Source organism: Mycoplasma sp. 5912 (assembly GCF_054353835.1).
In genome coordinates, this window is record NZ_JBTHHI010000001.1 from 12,622 (window position 1) to 30,902 (window position 18,281).

The 18,281-nt window shown below is 28.3% G+C and carries 10 protein-coding genes; 2 read left to right on the top strand and 8 right to left on the bottom strand.

Annotated features, from left to right (window positions below; translation table 4 throughout):
* Positions 1–36: 36 nt before the first annotated feature.
* Positions 37–555, bottom strand: a complete 519-nt coding sequence (locus ACXYRP_RS00045; RefSeq protein ID WP_435130350.1) for a dUTP diphosphatase — start codon at positions 553–555, stop codon at positions 37–39.
* A gap of 157 nt (positions 556–712) precedes the next feature.
* Here ACXYRP_RS00045 and ACXYRP_RS00050 point away from each other — a divergent pair, with 157 nt between their 5' ends.
* Together ACXYRP_RS00050 and ACXYRP_RS00055 are read left to right on the top strand one after the other, a co-directional pair.
* The gene (locus tag ACXYRP_RS00050; RefSeq protein ID WP_458607285.1) at positions 713–1,543 is read left to right on the top strand and encodes a hypothetical protein; all 831 of its coding nucleotides are present in this window, start codon (positions 713–715) and stop codon (positions 1,541–1,543) included.
* Entirely contained in the window at positions 1,528–2,646 is a 1,119-nt protein-coding gene (locus ACXYRP_RS00055) for a hypothetical protein (protein ID WP_458614922.1), read from the top strand. Before ACXYRP_RS00050 ends, ACXYRP_RS00055 begins: the two co-directional genes overlap by 16 nt.
* Before the next feature lie 52 nt (positions 2,647–2,698).
* Here the strand turns inward: ACXYRP_RS00055 and ACXYRP_RS00060 are convergent, their stop codons facing one another.
* The 7 genes from ACXYRP_RS00060 to ACXYRP_RS00090 form a co-directional block, all read right to left on the bottom strand.
* Positions 2,699–7,120 carry a DNA-directed RNA polymerase subunit beta' gene (locus tag ACXYRP_RS00060; protein ID WP_458597288.1) on the bottom strand — a complete coding sequence of 1,474 codons (4,422 nt, stop codon included), beginning with the start codon at positions 7,118–7,120 and terminating at the stop codon, positions 2,699–2,701.
* The gene (gene rpoB, locus ACXYRP_RS00065) at positions 7,110–10,757 is read right to left on the bottom strand and encodes a DNA-directed RNA polymerase subunit beta (protein ID WP_458614923.1); all 3,648 of its coding nucleotides are present in this window, start codon (positions 10,755–10,757) and stop codon (positions 7,110–7,112) included. Before rpoB ends, ACXYRP_RS00060 begins: the two co-directional genes overlap by 11 nt.
* A 289-nt stretch (positions 10,758–11,046) precedes the next feature.
* Entirely contained in the window at positions 11,047–12,732 is a 1,686-nt protein-coding gene (locus ACXYRP_RS00070; RefSeq protein WP_458614924.1) for an ABC transporter permease subunit, read from the bottom strand.
* On the bottom strand, positions 12,725–13,438 hold the full coding sequence (locus ACXYRP_RS00075; RefSeq protein WP_458614925.1) for an ATP-binding cassette domain-containing protein: 714 nt from the start codon (positions 13,436–13,438) through the stop codon (positions 12,725–12,727). The genes ACXYRP_RS00070 and ACXYRP_RS00075 overlap by 8 nt, the downstream gene beginning before the upstream one ends.
* A 1-nt stretch (position 13,439) precedes the next feature.
* Entirely contained in the window at positions 13,440–14,642 is a 1,203-nt protein-coding gene (cypl, locus tag ACXYRP_RS00080; protein ID WP_458614316.1) for an ABC transporter thiamine pyrophosphate-binding lipoprotein p37/Cypl, read from the bottom strand.
* A gap of 142 nt (positions 14,643–14,784) precedes the next feature.
* Complete coding sequence (locus ACXYRP_RS00085) at positions 14,785–17,190, bottom strand: MAG1360 family OppF-related protein (RefSeq protein ID WP_458614926.1); 2,406 nt, start codon at positions 17,188–17,190, stop codon at positions 14,785–14,787.
* A gap of 8 nt (positions 17,191–17,198) precedes the next feature.
* Positions 17,199–18,212, bottom strand: coding sequence for an ECF transporter S component (locus ACXYRP_RS00090; protein WP_458607290.1), 1,014 nt, complete (start codon positions 18,210–18,212; stop codon positions 17,199–17,201).
* Between the last annotated feature and the right edge of the window lie 69 nt (positions 18,213–18,281).

The window sequence follows — 18,281 nt, forward strand, 5'->3', positions numbered from 1 at the left end:
TACCAAAAATATTGGTAATAATCATTATTATTTAAATTAATAATTGCTATATAAGCGTTTAAAATTCTTCTGATTTTTATAAAAATATGCCTGAATCATTTGTCCATATGTAAAACCAAGCATTACAAAACTCCCTAATGCAATTTCAAAAACCTTTGTGATTTGAGTCTTCAAACTCTGTATATCAGCATTATTGGCCATTTGCATAATTTTACCAATGCCTATAAAAAGTTGTTGAAACTGTTGATTGATATCATCTGAAATTTGTCTCGGTTTTATAAATGGATTTACATCATAAGCATAAGCAAGGTTGATTAAAAAGTGTAATAAGTCCGCAAATTCTTCAGTAACATTTCTTAAATTAACATTTTTGTTAATTTTCCAATATTTGAAACTTTGTACTTCGTTTACAAATTCACCTGCTTCAATCATTAAAGCTAAGGTTTTTTGGGTTAAAACATCTGATTTAGTGAGTTCAGGATGGTTAAGTTGCTGCTTTTGCTCTATTTTTTGATCCAGTTTCTTTTGTAATTGAAATAATAATGATAAATCCATGAATATATTTTAATACAATTTTTATTTTTGTTTATTAATCATTTTTTTGTTTCTCATATTATTTTCATAATTAAAATGATTTAATATTTGTTTTAAATTTATTTTCAAAATATTAAAAGATTTTTTATATAATAAATATATATAAAAAGGAGAGAAAATGATTGTTTATCCATTACAAGAAAAAATTAATAATGCAAAGATGCTAACATCTGATGAAGAAAATATTAAATTACGAATTACTGAAGCAATATTAAAAAATAAAGAAAAAGATTTTGCAAAGCAATATAATGATTCAGATGTAGAAGACATCTTAGAAGGTCTTTTTAAGATAGCTAAACAAAAACAGACAAACCCGTTAAAAACTGTACGTGAAATTATAGAATCTAAAAGATATACAAATAATGAAAGATCAATTGATTGAGTAAATTTACAAGGGTTTTATAATAGAACTTATAATATTTCGAATGAATATAAAAATAAATTTATTATTAATAGTTATATAAGCGAATATCAATGAAAGAGTCTATATTCATCATTTCGTTCATATGTTTATAATGTTATTTCATATAGAAATTTTATGCAAAATATTATAAGCAAGGTTGCTGCATTTATTTCAGAAAATTTAAATAGAGCTTCCGATTCATTTGATGCATTTATAGAAGCTTCCGATAGTTTGCCATCGCAATTAGCTGCACCAGTAAAATTCGCTTATGCATTGTCACAGGTGATAAAAGAAATTTCACAAATAAAAATACCTAGCGAAAGTGTAAAAGCATATGCAGAAGTCATTGATCAAATGTTTCAAAAAAGAGTATCAATGAATTTAATTTCCGATGTATTAATGAAATTGTATAATAAATCATCTGAGGTTCACTGAATTTATAAAATTTCAATTTCTTATTGAATATATCATAATGAAGCATATAGATTATCTGTGTTAGCAAATAGATATTGAAGTGAAGCAGAAACTAAATGAATAAATTCATAGCATCCTCTAATAAAAATACAATACTTTATAAATTTAAGATAAGGTATGATGTACACTCTTATATGTTTTATTATATAATTTTGATAATCTTATCGCTTTTATATATAGCATCATTAGTTAATGTTGGATTATTTATATATTTAGATATTTTTTATGGTGTCGGTTGAGTTATGTTAGGAATTTCAATAATTTTTCTATATTTATTAGCAAGATTTTTATCTAAATTTTTATTTATTTATATGTATAGACATAATCTAAGGCTGTATGCTTCTTATGCATTACAAGTTTATATGATTCTTAGATTAAAATTTGGGACTTTTAAAAATTTATTAATTGATGAAAAACAAAAAATAATTTTAAAAGTTGCAAGAATACTAAATAAATATGGTTTGGTTTCTGAAGAAGTTTCGGGATTACAAATATTAAATATACAAATAAATAAAAATAATTTAATTTTTTATAAAACAGATTCAAAAGTCAATGATATTAACATAAATGATGTATTAAAACCAAAAATAATTTATCAACTAAATCAAAATGAAATTAAAATAACTATAAATAAAGAGATATTATTTAAAAACTATATTCAGAAGAAAAATGTTTATAGAATATCATGTGAATTTTATTTAATGGATAGCATCTTTAATATGATAAAAAATATTAATAATAAAGATTTTAATTATTATCTTAATATAATGCAACAGATTGATAAAACTTGATTTATAACAACTAATGCAAAGTTAGTTTCTATTTATTTAGATGTAATACTAAAAAATTTAATAGAAGGCAATTTTGAGCATATTACATATGATTATAAGCAATTGAATTTCTATAAAGAAGCATTCAAAGAAGTAAAAATAAATTTATCTGATGAAGAAGTTGTTACATGGGATTTATGAAGTATTCTTTATTATTTGCATAATGATATAAATGTAAAGGCTATGTTAAAGATTGTAAGAGAAAATAGTTATTCGGATATAAAGGATACACAAGAAATAAACCTAAATAATTTTTTCTTACAGATCAAAGATGAAGAAATATTAAAGAAGATAAAACAAATACAATTTAGTCGTAAAAAATATCTAGCTAAAATAGACACATAACTTATTTATCAATAAAAAAGACACTATAACAAACATGTTATAGTGTTGAATTTTATTCAAATGTTTCGTATTCAAATTCTCCAAAGTCATTGTCATGCACTGATTCAAATTGATCTTCATAAGATGATTCGGTTAATTCATCGAAGTCTACATGAATGTTATCTAAAGTATCGTTATCAATAGGAGCATTCGGATCATATTTTGATTTAAAATAGGTTCTGGGATTTCGGATATCATATTTTCCTTTTAGTTCAAAATTACTGTTTGTTCCAGCAGGAATTTTATGTCCTAAAATGATGTTTTCCTTTAAACCTTCAAGTTTATCAACACGATTTCCAACAGCAGAGTTAACTAATATCTTAGCAGTTTCTTGGTAAGAAGCAGCTGACAACCACGAATCTGAAAGTAATGGTACTTGTTTTGCTCCACGGATTTTCACTTCACCATAAGCAGGTTTTAACCCTGCAGCAAGTAGTTTTCCGTTTTCTTTTTGATATACAAATGTATCAATTAATGCACCATTAAAGAATTTTGAATCCCCAGGATCAGTAATCATAATTTTTGATAATAATTGACGGATGATAATTTCAATATATTTATCAGCAATTGTAATTCCTTGAAGACGATAAAGTCTTTGAGTTTCTTTAAGTAAGTAGTTTTGCACCGCACGAGGTCCAGCAACTTCTAAAAGATCTTTTAAGATAATAGGGCCTTCGAAAATCTTTTGTCCAGGAACAACATTATCACCTTTTTTAACACGCAATTTTTGAGAAAGTTTTCCGTTATATTGTGTTTCAATAATTTCACCATTATGTGCAGTTGAACGAACTGTTACAATATAAATATCTGTTTTTTGTCCTGTATCACGGTTTTTAGCTTGTTCGATTTTAACAACCTTACCAAAAACTTTTGAAATAATAGCAGGTTTTCCTCACGGAAAATCATAAGCATCGATAAGCTCGATGAGACGACCAAATCCTCCGGTAATATCTTCAACCCCAGCAACCCCACCAGTATGGAATGTACGCATTGTAAGTTGTGTCCCGGGTTCCCCGATTGATTGAGCTGCAACAACCCCGACCGCTTCACCAGTACTTACGACACGATTGGTTGCTAAGTCTTTTCCATAACAGTGTTTACATACTCCATTACGTGTATGACATGATAATACAGAACGGATATCTACTTTCTCTAATTTTAATTCCTTGGTAATTTTATCTGCGATATCAGGAGTTATTAAGATGTTTGCCTCAACTGCAATATTTCCGTTTTTATCAAGAATCGCAGAGTTGGTATATCTACCTTCAATCCGATCCCATAATGATTCAATAACTGTATCAGTTTTGGTATCTTTAATAGCCTTAACCTCAAAACCAAAATCAGATCCACAATCTTCTTCACGAACAACTATTCCTTGCCCGACATCTACTAATCTACGTGTTAAATATCCAGACTTAGCAGTATTTAAAGCAGTATCGGTAAGTCCTTTACGCGCCCCGTGAGTTGATGAGTAAAATTCATATGCGCTAAGTCCATCAAGGAAAGAAGATTTAACAGGGATTTCAATTGTAGAACGAACCACACGATCATTTTCAGCATCAGCCTTTAAAATTTTGGTGTTGTTGCTCATTAAACCACGCATACCAGCAAGCTGAGTAAAGTTTGATGCATTACCACGGGCTCCTGATGTCATCATCATAAATAATGGGTTTTCAATATCTGATTGTGTAACTTTTTTAAGTTCTTTTTCAATTTCTTCTTTAACCTTTGATCAATGCTGAATTGTTAAATTGTAGCGTTCATCATCAGTTAAGTATCCATCTTCGTAGAATTGACGCAGTTTTGCAGTATGTTCATCTCCTTCTACTATTTTTTCCTTGGTTGATTCTAATGTCTTAACATCGTTCATCGAAATAGTTGTTCCAGAAATGGTAGAATATTGAAAACCTAAGTCCTTAATTTTATCTAAAATTGTAGCGACATAATTTGTATATTTGAATCAAACATTTTCTAAAACTTTTGTATATTCATCGATTGTTCAACTTACTAATGAGTTATCAATTCCTTTTAGATGATTGTTATAATTAATTTTTTCAAACTCTTCAACTAAAAATGTGTTAATTAATTTAGCATGTTCTAATGGAATATAATCACCATTATAATCACGCAATGCTTCACAATCATTTAATCTAAAAGTGTAGTTTGAATAAGTTGTAGCATCAATTATGTTAGCGACATCTTCTTTGGTTACTACATACACATATTTTTCGTAAATTTTACGAATTATCTTTGCAATATCTTTTTTAGCTAATCCACGGGTAACTTCAAGATGTTTAATTACATCCCGAAAGTTTTCACCATAATTTAGTGTATAACGATCTAAAGCATTTTCAGAAGTATGAATTACTTCTTTTTCGATTACAATTTCTTTACCATCAGAATCTTGTTTATATGTTTTTTCGCTGTATTTACCAAAAACAAATTCAAATTCATCTGGGAAAGCTTGATTTAAAATAAATTTACCAACTGATGAAATAATATAAGGTTTATTGGTCTGTTCTGATATGAATTTTTTATTTAATGCAGCAATAGGTAAAACAATTCGAGCATGTAAATCTAGATAATCTCTTTCATAAGCTAGCATCATTTCATCGAATGAACCATAATAATTTCCTTCACCTTTAACACCTGCTTTTTCAATAGTTAAATAGTAAAGTCCTAAAATCATATCTTGTGACGGGTTAATAATTGGTTCACCATCTTTAGGACCTAAAATATTTTTTGAAGCAAGCATTAATTCTTTTGCTTCAAGAACGGCTTGATCACTAACTGGGATGTGTACTGCCATTTGATCCCCGTCGAAGTCGGCATTAAATGCTGTTGTTACTAACGGATGCAATTTGATTGCTTTTCCACGAATTAATACAGGATAAAATGCTTGGATTGAAAGACGGTGTAAGGTAGGAGCACGGTTTAATAGTACCGGTCTATCTTCAATTGCGCGTTCTACATATGGTCAAATTCTTGGATCAAGACCTTCGATGAGTTTTTTAGCTGTTTTAACACTTGTAACCCCATCTTCATTAGAAATAAGTTCGCGAACAATTCAAGGTTCAAATAATTTAGCCGCCATATCACGAGGAATACCGACTTCATACATTTTAAGTTTAGGACCACCGACAATAACACTACGTCCTGAATAATCAACACGTTTTCCGAGTAAGTTTTGACGGAAGCGCCCTTTCTTACCTGTTAAAGCATCTGAAATAGATTTAAGTGGTTGTCCATCTTTTGAAGAAACCGGAGCTGGTTTTTTTCTACCATTGTCAATTAAAGCATCAACTGCTTCTTGAATCATCCGATATTCATTTTGCTTGATTAACATTGGAGCATCTTGTTCGATTCATTTCTTTAAACGGGTGTTACGAATAATGATGCGACGATAGAGTTCGTTAATATCACTTGTTGAGTGTCTTCCACCATCTAATTGTACCAATGGTCTAAGATCAGCAGGAATAACTGGTAAGTTATAAATTAACATATCGGTAGGTTTTTGTCCAGAGCGAATAAATGAAGTTATAATAGTAAGACGTTTGTATAATTTGGTTCGTTCTTGGATTTTTGAAGCAGAATTATTTACTCCGTTTTCTTCAATTTCTAAGTTTATTGCATCAATATCAGCTTGAACTGCTGCTCTTTCTGCTTCTAAATCAATATGTTTAAGTAGGTATTCAATAGCATTTGAACCTGTTCCAATTTTAGCATCGGTAAATTCTTCAATAACTTCATTGTAAGAATAAAAGTCAATTCCAAATGATTTTCCATCTTCAGATTGTGCATATTCAAGCAGTTCATCTAATGTTTGTTGAATTTCTTCGATAGCATCTGGATCATCGTATTCTAATGTTAACATTTCACGAAGAACTTCAAGATAAAATTCAGGTGCTTCGTTAATATTTACAATAGTATTCTTTTTAAGTGATTTTAAATTACCTGTTTCTAAAACAATATGAGATTTATAATAAATAAGTTTTTCTAAATCAGCCTTTGTTACCGGTTTATTACTATCGTGAACTCTAAGACCTAGAAGTTTTGAAATAATAGAGTGATCAATTTTGAAAAATCAAAAGTGTACAACAGGGTTTTCAAGTTTGATATGTCCCATTCTACTACGACGTGAAATTTTGGGTAAAATCACTGGTTTATATTTTTCACATTGTGGATTTTTAGTACAGATTTGATTTTCATCAGTTTTTTTGTATTTAGTACCACACACAGGACATTTATAATCAGTTACTGGACCAAAGATTAATTCATCAAAAAGTCCATCTTTTTCTGGTTTATATGTTTTATAGTTAATGGTTTCAGGTTTAGTTACCTCGCCATAAGATCATTTTTCAACATCTGCTTTTGTAGCAAGTGAAAGGGTAATTCTGTTGATGGGTGATTTTTTATCAAAAGTATTATTCATCATCACCTCCTGTTTCAAATTGAATCATATCAAATTCGGTTATTTGGTCGCTTTCATCGATTGTGTCAGAAAGTTCTAATTTCATTCCTAAACCTTTAAGTTCGTGACTTAAAACATTAAATGATTCAGGTGTTCCTGGAGTTGGTAGTTGTTTTCCGGAAACTAATGCAGAATAAAGGGCATTACGTCCTAAAATATCATCGGATTTATAAGTTAATATCTCTTGTAAAACATTGGTTGCACCATATGATTCAAGTGCTCATGTTTCCATTTCACCAAATCTTTGACCACCATTTTGTGATTTTCCTCCAAGAGGTTGTTGAGTAATTAGTGAATATGGACCGACAGAACGAGCATGCATTTTATCATCCACCATATGGTTAAGTTTAAGCATATACATTACACCCACAGAAATAGGTTTATCGAACCTACGTCCTGTAATGGGATCAATTACAATTTGTTTACCTGTTTTATCTAATCCTGCTTCTTCTAATGCGGCCTCAATATCTTGTTTTTTTACTCCATCAAAAGACGGGGAAACAAATTTGGTGTTCAATTTACGAGCAGCCATTCCAAGATGAAGTTCTAAGATTTGTCCAATGTTCATCCGTGATGGTACCCCTTGTGGATTAAGCATAATATCAAGTGGTGTTCCATCTTCTAAATATGGCATATCTTCTTCTGGTAAAACAATTGAAATAACACCTTTGTTTCCATGGCGACCTGCCATTTTATCACCAACTTTAATCTTACGTTTTTGTGCAATTGAAACTTTAACAATTTTCTCTACACCTTCTTCTAAAACATCATTATTTTCTTTTGAAAGAACTTCAACATGGATAACAGTTCCTCCATGACCATTTTTTACTTTCAAGGATGTATCTTTAATTCCGGTTGAACGACTTCCTAAAATAGCTTGAAGTAACTTTTCTTCTTGTGAAGGGTTTTCTTCACCTTTTGGAGATGTGCGACCCACTAAAACATCACCGGGTAACACTTCGGAACCTACTTTTACAATACCTGTTTCATCAAGATGACGAATCGAATGCTTAGAAACTTGTGGGATATTAGCTGTTAATATATCGTTTCCAGCACGAGAACTACGGAATTGGATAATTTGTTCTTCAACATGAATAGATGTATAAACATCATCTTTAACCAGTCTTTCGTTAATAATAACAGCATCTTCAAAGTTGTATCCGTTTCAAGTGGTAAAACCAACTAAAACATTCTTACCTAGTGCTAATTCACCGTCCTTAAAAGAAGAACCATCAGTTAATAAATCTCCAGCTTTAACTTGTTGTCCTTTACGAACTAGTGGTTTTTGCTGAATAACTGTTCCTTGGTTACTTCTTTCAAAATTACGCAGTGAATATTTATCAGTTACACCACTTTCGCTACGCTTTACAAAGATTTTTGAACTATCAACATATGTAACAGTTCCTGAGTTTTTTGCAATAAGGTTATAAGAAGAGTATTTAGCAATATCTGCTTCAATTCCAGTTGCAATTAAAGGTGCTTCAGCTTCTATTAATGGAACTGCTTGACGTTGCATATTCGATCCCATCAGTGCACGGTTAGCATCATCATTTTCTAAGAATGGTATACCTGCAGCAGCAACGGAAACCATTTGTTTTGATGACACTTCCAAAAAATCAACATCTTTTGGGGTTCCAACAATATAGTTGTAATCACGTCTTATAGTTAGTGTAGGAGTAATAATTTTGTTGTTATCATCAATTTGTACTGATGATTGGGCAAATGAATATCCGATTTCTTGGGCAGCTGTTAAATAACGAACATCGTTATAATCAACAACGCCATTATTAACTTTATAATAAGGGGTTTTTAAGAATCCAAGTTCATCAACTTGTGCAAATGTTGCATAGTTTAAAATCAAACCGATATTAAGTCCTTCAGGTGTTTCGATCGGACAAATTCTTCCATAGTGAGTTGAATGAACATCCCGAACTTCAAATTGAGCTGTATCACGACTAAGACCACCAGGACCTAATGATGTAACACGGCGTTTGTTAGAAACTTCTGCTAATGGGTTAATTTGATCCATAAATTGTGAAAGTTTTGAAGAGTTAAAAAAGGTTTTCATCTGATTGGTTATGAGTTTATTATTAGTTACGTTTTTTGCAGTAACTTTTTCGGCTTCCTTTGAACCAATACGTTCGCGAGTAGTTTTTTCAAGTTTTGCTAAAGCAATCATCAATTGTGCTTCCAATAATTCACCAACAGAAACAATTCTTTTGTTAATCAATGAATCCGGGTCATCATCTTGACCTACTCCAACAGTAAGATTGAAATAGTAACTAATAGCAGCAACAATATCGGAAATTAATAAGTGTGTTTCGATTGATTTAGGATCATTACCAATTATAATAATAGGTTGCTCCGGCTTAGTTTCCATTCATTTTTTAGACGGATATACTTTGACTTTAATAATTTTAGTTCGTTTTCTTAATTCTGGATTATTGTATCCGTGATGGTTTTCGTAATGATGTGAATTTGTTTCACTAGCAGGACGATAAACTTTATGATAAACATGTTCTGGATCGATGTCTTCTAACTTCTCTGATGGTAGAACACGTGTATTAAATCATCCTTGGATTTCTCGTGCTTTTTTATAATCAATAAATGAACCTTTGCTTAATAAGATTTCACCGTTTTTTGTTTTTAAATCTTCAGCAAGGTATGTTTTAGTAATACGGTCTACTAAAGAAAGTTTTTTATTAAGCATGTAACGACCCGTTACAGAAAGGTTGTATCTTTTTTTATCAAACAACATACTTGGAAGCAATGATTTTTTTGCTTCTGCTGTTTCGCGATCTCCTTTACGAATGGTTTTGAAGATTTCCTCTTGTGAAAAATCAATAATTTCTTGTTGATTATATTCTTCATTACCAAGAATTTTATCCTTTTTCAAGGTTTCAACTAGCAATTCATTCTTACCAAAAAGTTTATACAGCATTTTTGGAGTAAATCCAAAAGAACCAAGCAAGGTACCTAATGCAATACTTTTATTCTTATCGACTTTAACTTTTACAACATCCAGATTCGATGAAGTAACCTTGTGCGAAACTTCAAATCATGAACCGATTCTTGGCAAAATTTCAAGTTTGTTAAACAAGTCATCTGATTGCTTGTTACGTACACCTAATCCGAAATAAGCACCAGGTGATCGGATAAGTTGGCTCACAATAACTTTTTCAGAACCGTTAATAATAAAACTACCACCAGAAGTTATATATGGAATTTCTCCTAATAAGACTCTTTCTTGTTTTACAACTCCGGTTTTTACATTTTCTACATTTAAATTAACATAAACTTTTGCACTAAAGTTCATACCTTTAGCTTTACATTTGTTGATTTCATCACCTTCACTAGTGATTTTTTTATATGGTAATTCAACATCAAAACTAGATTTTAAGCACTCAAGTCTAATTTGTCCAGTTGTAATAGGATAAATTTCCATTAATGCATTTTGAATACCATTCTTCATAAATTCTGCAAAAGATTCTTTGTTTGTTTGAAGAATATCAAAAAGAGGTAGAGATTGTTTGGTGATAGAATAATCTCTACGTTCAGTTTTTGGACCAAATTTACGAATTCGATATTTTTTTTGTTCCATTTTAACCCTTTCGAAAATTGCAATTTTCTTTTTTATGAATTTCATTTTTGTGGTATTATCATAAAAACATAAAAAGTGAAATAAATTATACCATAAAATAAAGTAAAGAGTATGCAAATATTTTAGAAAAAAATCTCCAAAAAGTCTTAAAATAGTTGGACTTTTTAGAGAAAAAGTTGTTGATTTTTATTTTTTAGATGCTTTGTAATTATCTTAAAGTAGTTAATTTTTTATTTATTTTAAAAGTAAAATCTTAATTTTAAAATAAATTGTCTTTTGATTTAGTTTATTAATAAGTTTGAACTTGCTTTTTAAATCTTTTACACAACTTTTTATAGATGTTTATAACAAGTTCGCATAATCATTTTCATAATTTGTGCAGTAAAAATGTTTTATAAAGTAAAAATAATAATTCAAGTAGTACATAAATAAAGAAAGCCGGTAAAAAAGCAGGGATAATTTTTCCAAATTCTTCTTTTTCTTCATAACGACTTATATATGTGTAAATTATAATGTTAGAAAACACCCCATATGTTATGAAATTTCGATAAGTTCCTTCGCTCTCAAAGAGCAGTAAGGAAATAATAGCCTTTTTATACATAGGAAGCAAGATGTTTTTATAAATAAATCATCTGCTATAACCTAGTTTTCTTCAATGTTTAACTTTACTTTCATCGATTCGATTAATAACTTCTGAAAACTGCTTGCTCATAGCTCTAAATGCGATGATGATAACGGCTAAAATAATTGCAGTTTCAAAGTAAAAGATTGAATTAAATAATATAAAAAAGATTAAAACAGGGATTGATTTTAATAGCACTATAAATAATTTAAAAAAGTATGTTTGAATCGGTTTAAATAATTTTTCACTCATCAAGATTGCATATAAAATAGCCAGCAAGAATGCTAAATAAATCGCTATATAGGTCTGTTTGAAGATACTTCAGTAAGAATTATATATATTTGGATCTATAGTAACTTCTGAAAAATCAAAAATAAACAAGTTGTTAAATCACAATTTTAAAAACTCTATATTAACTTTTGTTTGTGATAAATCTACAAAACTTGTTATTATAATAGCGAAAAAAACTGCAAAAATAAGATATTTAAGGATTTTTTTATAATTATATGCTAATGAATATGGGGTTTTTTCTGATGGATTTTTAATTTTAGGTGAAACAAATAAAAATTTATTAAATAAAATTAAAATCCCCTCAAAAAAACCAACTAAAATAACAACAAAAAGAATACTTATTCCTAAATATTCAATTTTTTCCTTGAAAAAATTGAATACAAATCCGATTCCATAGATCCCGACTGAACCTAAAATAGAATTTCAACGGATATTAGATTCGATTGCTAATAAGGAGTTCATTATAAATTTGTTTTTGTTTGATAAAACAATATTGATATAAAAGCTTTTATAACGTGACATTCCTAAATTAATATCTTGTCAGAACTTTTTGGTATTACTTGATTCAAAGATATCACAAAAATATCGATGCAATCATAATCATGTTGTGTATCAAAAAATCATAAACGCAATCATATCTTTTTGATAAGATGATCCGAATATCATTATTGGCACCAAAATCGGCATTGAACGTAATAAGATAATAGCAATTCGCACAATTCATGTTCATCAGTTTTTTCTTCATAAATTTAATGAACTAAAATAAGCAGTTATAAAAGCAAGCAAAAGTCCGACAAAGGTTCCACTAAAAACAGATTTAATGGTAATTCACATATATTTAATATTTAAAATTCATAAATTTTCATTAATAAAATCAGGTGAATTAGAACGGAATTCAAAGAGATTTTTTAAATTAACCCAAAAAAGCTTTAAACCAATTTTTGATGGTTTGATGTTAAGTTGATATATAAATATAAATAAAATAATTAAGGAGGTTATTAATAGGGTTCATTTAGTTAAAGTTTTTTGTCAAACTTTAACTAAAAATTTCTTTTTAGTCAAAATATTTCCTTAGCTCATCAGGATCATATTCACCTTTATAATATATTTTTTGAATTTCTTGATTTTTAATTGCAATGATTTTGTCAATATATTTAACTGCATCAGAAAGGTTATGCAGTGCAATAATAATATATTTATTTTTTTTAATACTTTGCAGGTAGTCAAAAACTAGTTTGGCATTAGTGATGTCTAAATTACTAGTTAACTCATCACATAGGAGGATTTTAGTGTCGTTAAGGAGATTTAAGATGATAGCAAAACGTTGTTTTTGCCCAGCAGAAAGCTGTTCTATTGGTTTAAAAATAAATTCTGACATTCCAAAATGATTGCAAAGTTGAAAAATTTCTTCTTTTTGCTGCTTGGTGAAAATTCTAAGTCATTTAAATAAAGGATTTTTGTATTTTTTGTAAAAATGTTGTAAATTTTTATAAAAATCTAAAGAAGTTATTAAATTATCATCAGGAGCAATATAGATTATGTCGTTTTTATACTTTTTTAACTTGTTTTTAGGTATTTTAGCGCCATTGTATAAATAATAACCTGAAGTAATTAATTCAAAATCGAAAAAGGATTTTAAAATTGTACTCTTACCAGTTCCGCTTTTTCCGATTAAACCAAGAATGCAATTGGTCGTGATGTCTAAATTGACATTTTTTAAGATAATTTTATCGGTATATTTTAAATCAACATTTTTAAAACGAATCATTTTAACCTAAGATGTTATCAACAATTGGTCAAAACTCAACATCAGGATTATCAATTTTACGATATCCATTGAATCCAACGGTTGGACCAAAAATATCTTTATCATTTTTGTATAAGTTTACAAATGCAGCTGTAACTTGATTAATTGCATCTGAACTTACATAAGGTCCAAAAACTCCTACATTATATGGTAAAACCTCTGTGACAATAAATTCTTCAAGTTTTTCATTCGGTCTAGTGCTTTGATTAATTTCATATGCATCATGTGGTTTATATTTGGTTCATGCTCACGATGTTTCATCATCAAAAAAGATGTGTTTTTTTGCTTCGTTAGGGTTGTTCATTTCTTTGATTTTACCCCCAATTAAGATGTTGTCTGGTGTTTCGGATGCAACTGTTGCTAGTGGTTTAAAACTTGCTCCAAAGTGTTTTTTAAGTAGTGCTTGTTGTAATAAGTATTTACCACCAGATGTGTTTTTACCGGTGACAATACCATATTTGATAAATTCATTTCAGTTTTTGCTATTTCAAGCTTGCTTGATTTTAGAACGAATATCATCAGTTCCTATCAATACTATTGAACCTCTTTGGTAAGGGACTAAATCTGTTTTAGCATTATATAATGATTGATAAATTTGTCCATCTCAATTGTAACCATTATTTTTGTCATCTCATTGAGATCTTGGTTTAGCATGAAAAAGTGTATCTTCATTTTTTGCAATTTTTCTTAAATCATCATCATCGAGTCCATCGGTATAATGTCCGTGTGCCTTGGTAGTGAAATCATATGTAATATCACCATTAAATTGACGAGTTAGTGTCTGGATGCCTAGTTTAAAACCAAGTTCTCCGACTTTTGCTTTATTCGATTGTAGATAACCAGCTGAAATAAAAGCAAAATCAGATGTACCTTTGGTTAAATCATCGAAAGTAGCTTTGTAATCTTCTTGTCCTCGGAAGATTACTTCAACTTTAACATTTGATTTTAAAGCTTTGAGTTCATCGTTTAATGAATTTTCTAATTTACTTTTGTATTGGTCAAGTGTTAAATTTCCAAGTGCATATTGTTCAGGGGTTCCTAAACTTAATTTTACACTTTGGTTTTCTTGTTTATCTGCTTTAGTAGAAGTTCCACAAGAAACTGCAACTGATATTGATGCAGTTGATGTAAGAATTCCTAAACTAAATAATTTTTTGAATTTCATTTTTCTCCTATCTTAATATAGGACAGAAAAATTTTTAAGAAAGACTCACCACGCTAGCATTACCTAGATCGGCTCTTAAGAGTGTTTCTCAACCTACAAAAACTTGCAAGTACCTCTGCCCTTGCAAATATTATACAAAATTTTAAAAATTATCTAAATCATTACTTGAAATAATATATATCTGATTATTTCATTCATCGTAATCTAAAAAAGCATTTTCTTTATCATTATTCTCGCTATTGCTTGATAAATCAAATTCTATTTCATTAAAAACAGAAGTTAAGGAATATTGCTCAGAATTTTGGGTTTTATCAATAATTATGGTATCAAAATTTTGATTTATCTCTCCTTTTCCTTGTTGTTTGTATGTTTTTAAATTAGTATAGACTTGATGATTAATATTTGTATGTAAGTTTATTATATATTCATTGATAAAAAATGCATCAGTAGGCTCCTCGTCCATTATTTTGTGTTCATTAATAAGTTCGTTAGCAAATTTTGTAAAGGGCTTTGAAATAACTTGACTATAATCACCTGATTCAACAAGTTTGCGATCATTGAAAAGAAAAATTTCATCAAATTCGTTTTTCAAGATATTAAAATCATCGGTTGTATAAATATATGGAATCTTATATTTTTGTGAAAAGACATTTAAAACACGAATGAACTCATTTTTATGATCATATGGAATATCATTTTTTAAATCTTTAATGATTAATAATTTACTGTCATCAACTCAATATTTGATAAGTTTAATTTTAATTTTATCAATGTTTTTTAAGTATTTAAAAGGGATTAAAAAGTTCTTTTGCGAAATTGATATATTTTCAAGTAATGAAACAAATTTTAACATCGCAATAATTTCGTTTAACAATGTTTTTGATAAAGGTTTTTTGTTACTGCAATACTCACTAATATGTTCTAAAAGATTAATCATCCATGGTTTTTTAATAAGTGAATTATAAAAGGAGCTAAGGTTTTCAAAAATATTAGTTGAATTTTCATCTTTATCTGTAATTGAATTAAATAAATAAGAAACCTTTTTAAATGATGTGTTAAATGACTTAATTACGTTTTTTAAATTTATTAAAAACTGATTAATTTTGTTATTTTTGTGAGTTAATAAGTTATCGAAAATCTTATTTTCAACATAATTACTTCAATCTAATTCAGCCGATGCTAACCGTAACTGTTGATTTAGGTTTTTCATTTCAACTAAAAATTTGTGATTGTGAATTTGTTTATAATTGGTATTATCAAATTTACGAATTTTTGACTTGACATCGTTGATTTTATTAATAATCTTTTGATAATGCTGTTTTGAAAGTAAAGTGTAATGATCAACATTGATTTCTAATTCATATTCAATATAATTTTTTAGTTGTTCTTTTATTAATGAATGATTTTTTTCTTTGGTTTTATATCTATTATGAATAAAAAAATCTATTTTATTTGTTACATCGTTATAAAGAAGTTTTAATTCTTCATTATTTAAATAATATAGATTTTTCTTATTTTTTTTTCAAATAAATAATGACTTTCTTTTTGCACAGTAATCTTTATATAATTCAACAAAATCTGAGTGTTGTATATTTGCATATTTAAATTTATATTTTAAAAGTGATATTTCCTTATTTAAATTATAAATTTGCTGATTGATAAACGTTTTAGAAGTGGTTTTTGTTGTTTTTAAAAACTTATAATAATAATTTATTTCAGTTTTTAAATCTCGTTTTTTAATTTCACCTGAAACTTTTGTAATTGATGTATTATTTATTTTTTGTAAATATTCGTATCTTTTTTTTAGTTCACTAATTTTTTCTTTTTGTAAGATAAAATTAGAATTTTCAAAGGTTGAAAAAACACTTTCGATATCGGATTTTAGTTCTTTCAAAAAGTCCACAAAGAATTTAAAAAGCATATTTTGATACTCATACAGGTTGTAGCGATATTTATAAATTATTTCTTCCAATTCTTTATTTAAAAGCAATTTACTACTTTGTAAAGCACTAATTTTTTTATCTAAAGTATCTTTCTCTCTCTTGTATTCTTGGTTAATGTTAATGATTAAAGGGATAAATTCTGTAATTCTTTTAAAGAAGAGATTTTTTAAAATAAAAGTATTTTGATTAGTGATGTTTGTGATTTTTTGTAAATATCAATCATATTTATATTCAGAATCTATGCAGACTTTTCAAATCTCGTTGAATGGGATGCTTAAGTCCTTGTTATTACTTATTTTTGATACATCAAAAAAAGATATTTTGTTTAATATTTTCTTTTTATTTGTGATTAAATTAAAATTTTGTTGATTTTGATCATGAAAACCTAAAACAACTGACTTGTTTGTTTTAATAACATCTCATAGGGTCTCAAATGTTAAATTAGTATTAACAGCAGGAATAAAAAAAAGAGATGTATAGGAGCTAATTAAAAGTTTTGGAATGCTGATACTGAGTTTGTTATTTTTTTTAGATGTAAAAAAACCTTTTTGAAAGTCTTCAAATAAATTTTTAAGCACGAACAAAAACTTTGCATCATTGCTCATATATTCTCCTAACGATATGATAAATTACTGTTTTTATTAATTAATTTTGAAATAATCCCATATGTATAATAAATAACTAAGGTATTAAATCATATTTTTACAGGCCCTGTAAGAATGTGTTGAGTGATTCAAAAGAAAATATCTTTTTGTTCCCCATTACCTAATGAAATCAAGTCTGCATACGCTAAAACAGGAACATTTACAAGCTCCAGAAATGCACAAAAAACTACAATAGGAACCAAAGATAAAAATGTTTCAGTTTTAAAGAAAAATCTTCCGAATAACACAAAGAAAATCATTAATGATGTTCCTGTACTCATTAATCCTAATAAAACTCAACGGTTTTTAATTATACCTTTTTCAATTGCCTCAGGTGAAGCGGCTGAAATAAACCAAGCAACCGAAGCGATTACTACTAAAAGCAGGACAATTGCAGTGATTAAATAGATATTTTTTAGATAATTATCTGAAGCAAGTTGATCAATATATTTCTTTTTATTGTTCAATTTTATCATTTTCATTGCTGATTTTTCGGCTTTTTTTATTTCACCATTTGCTTTAAATTGTAAATACTCCATCGCAAGAATACTTAATTTTTGTCCTATTCTTTGTAGTCTAAACTCCTTGCTAAATGCAGTTTTAAGAATTTGATTAAAATATATCCCAAGTAGTCCGGAAACAAAACCATTTAATGCAGTAGCAACTGTATACATTGGATTATAACCAGCAGGTGGAATAAATAATAAAGATAACAAATCGCTTATGATTCCAACAAAGACCCCTACAACTGGTCCAAAGATAAAACCTGCTATTTTTACAGGTAATCCGATAAATGAAAATTTATATGTAGGTAAATTGACAACGGGTAAAATTTGAGCCACAACGATGGTAAAACTAACAGAAATTGCAATTAAAATAGCAACCATCACCATATTTTTAATGGTTCATTTTTTAAACAAACTAATTTCTTTTCAATTTTTACCTTTGACTGTATTTTTCACCGTATCAAAAAATCGTTTCATATATTTATTTTATATTATTTTTATTGATGTTAAAATTATAAAAGTTTTTTACATCATATTTTTAATCAT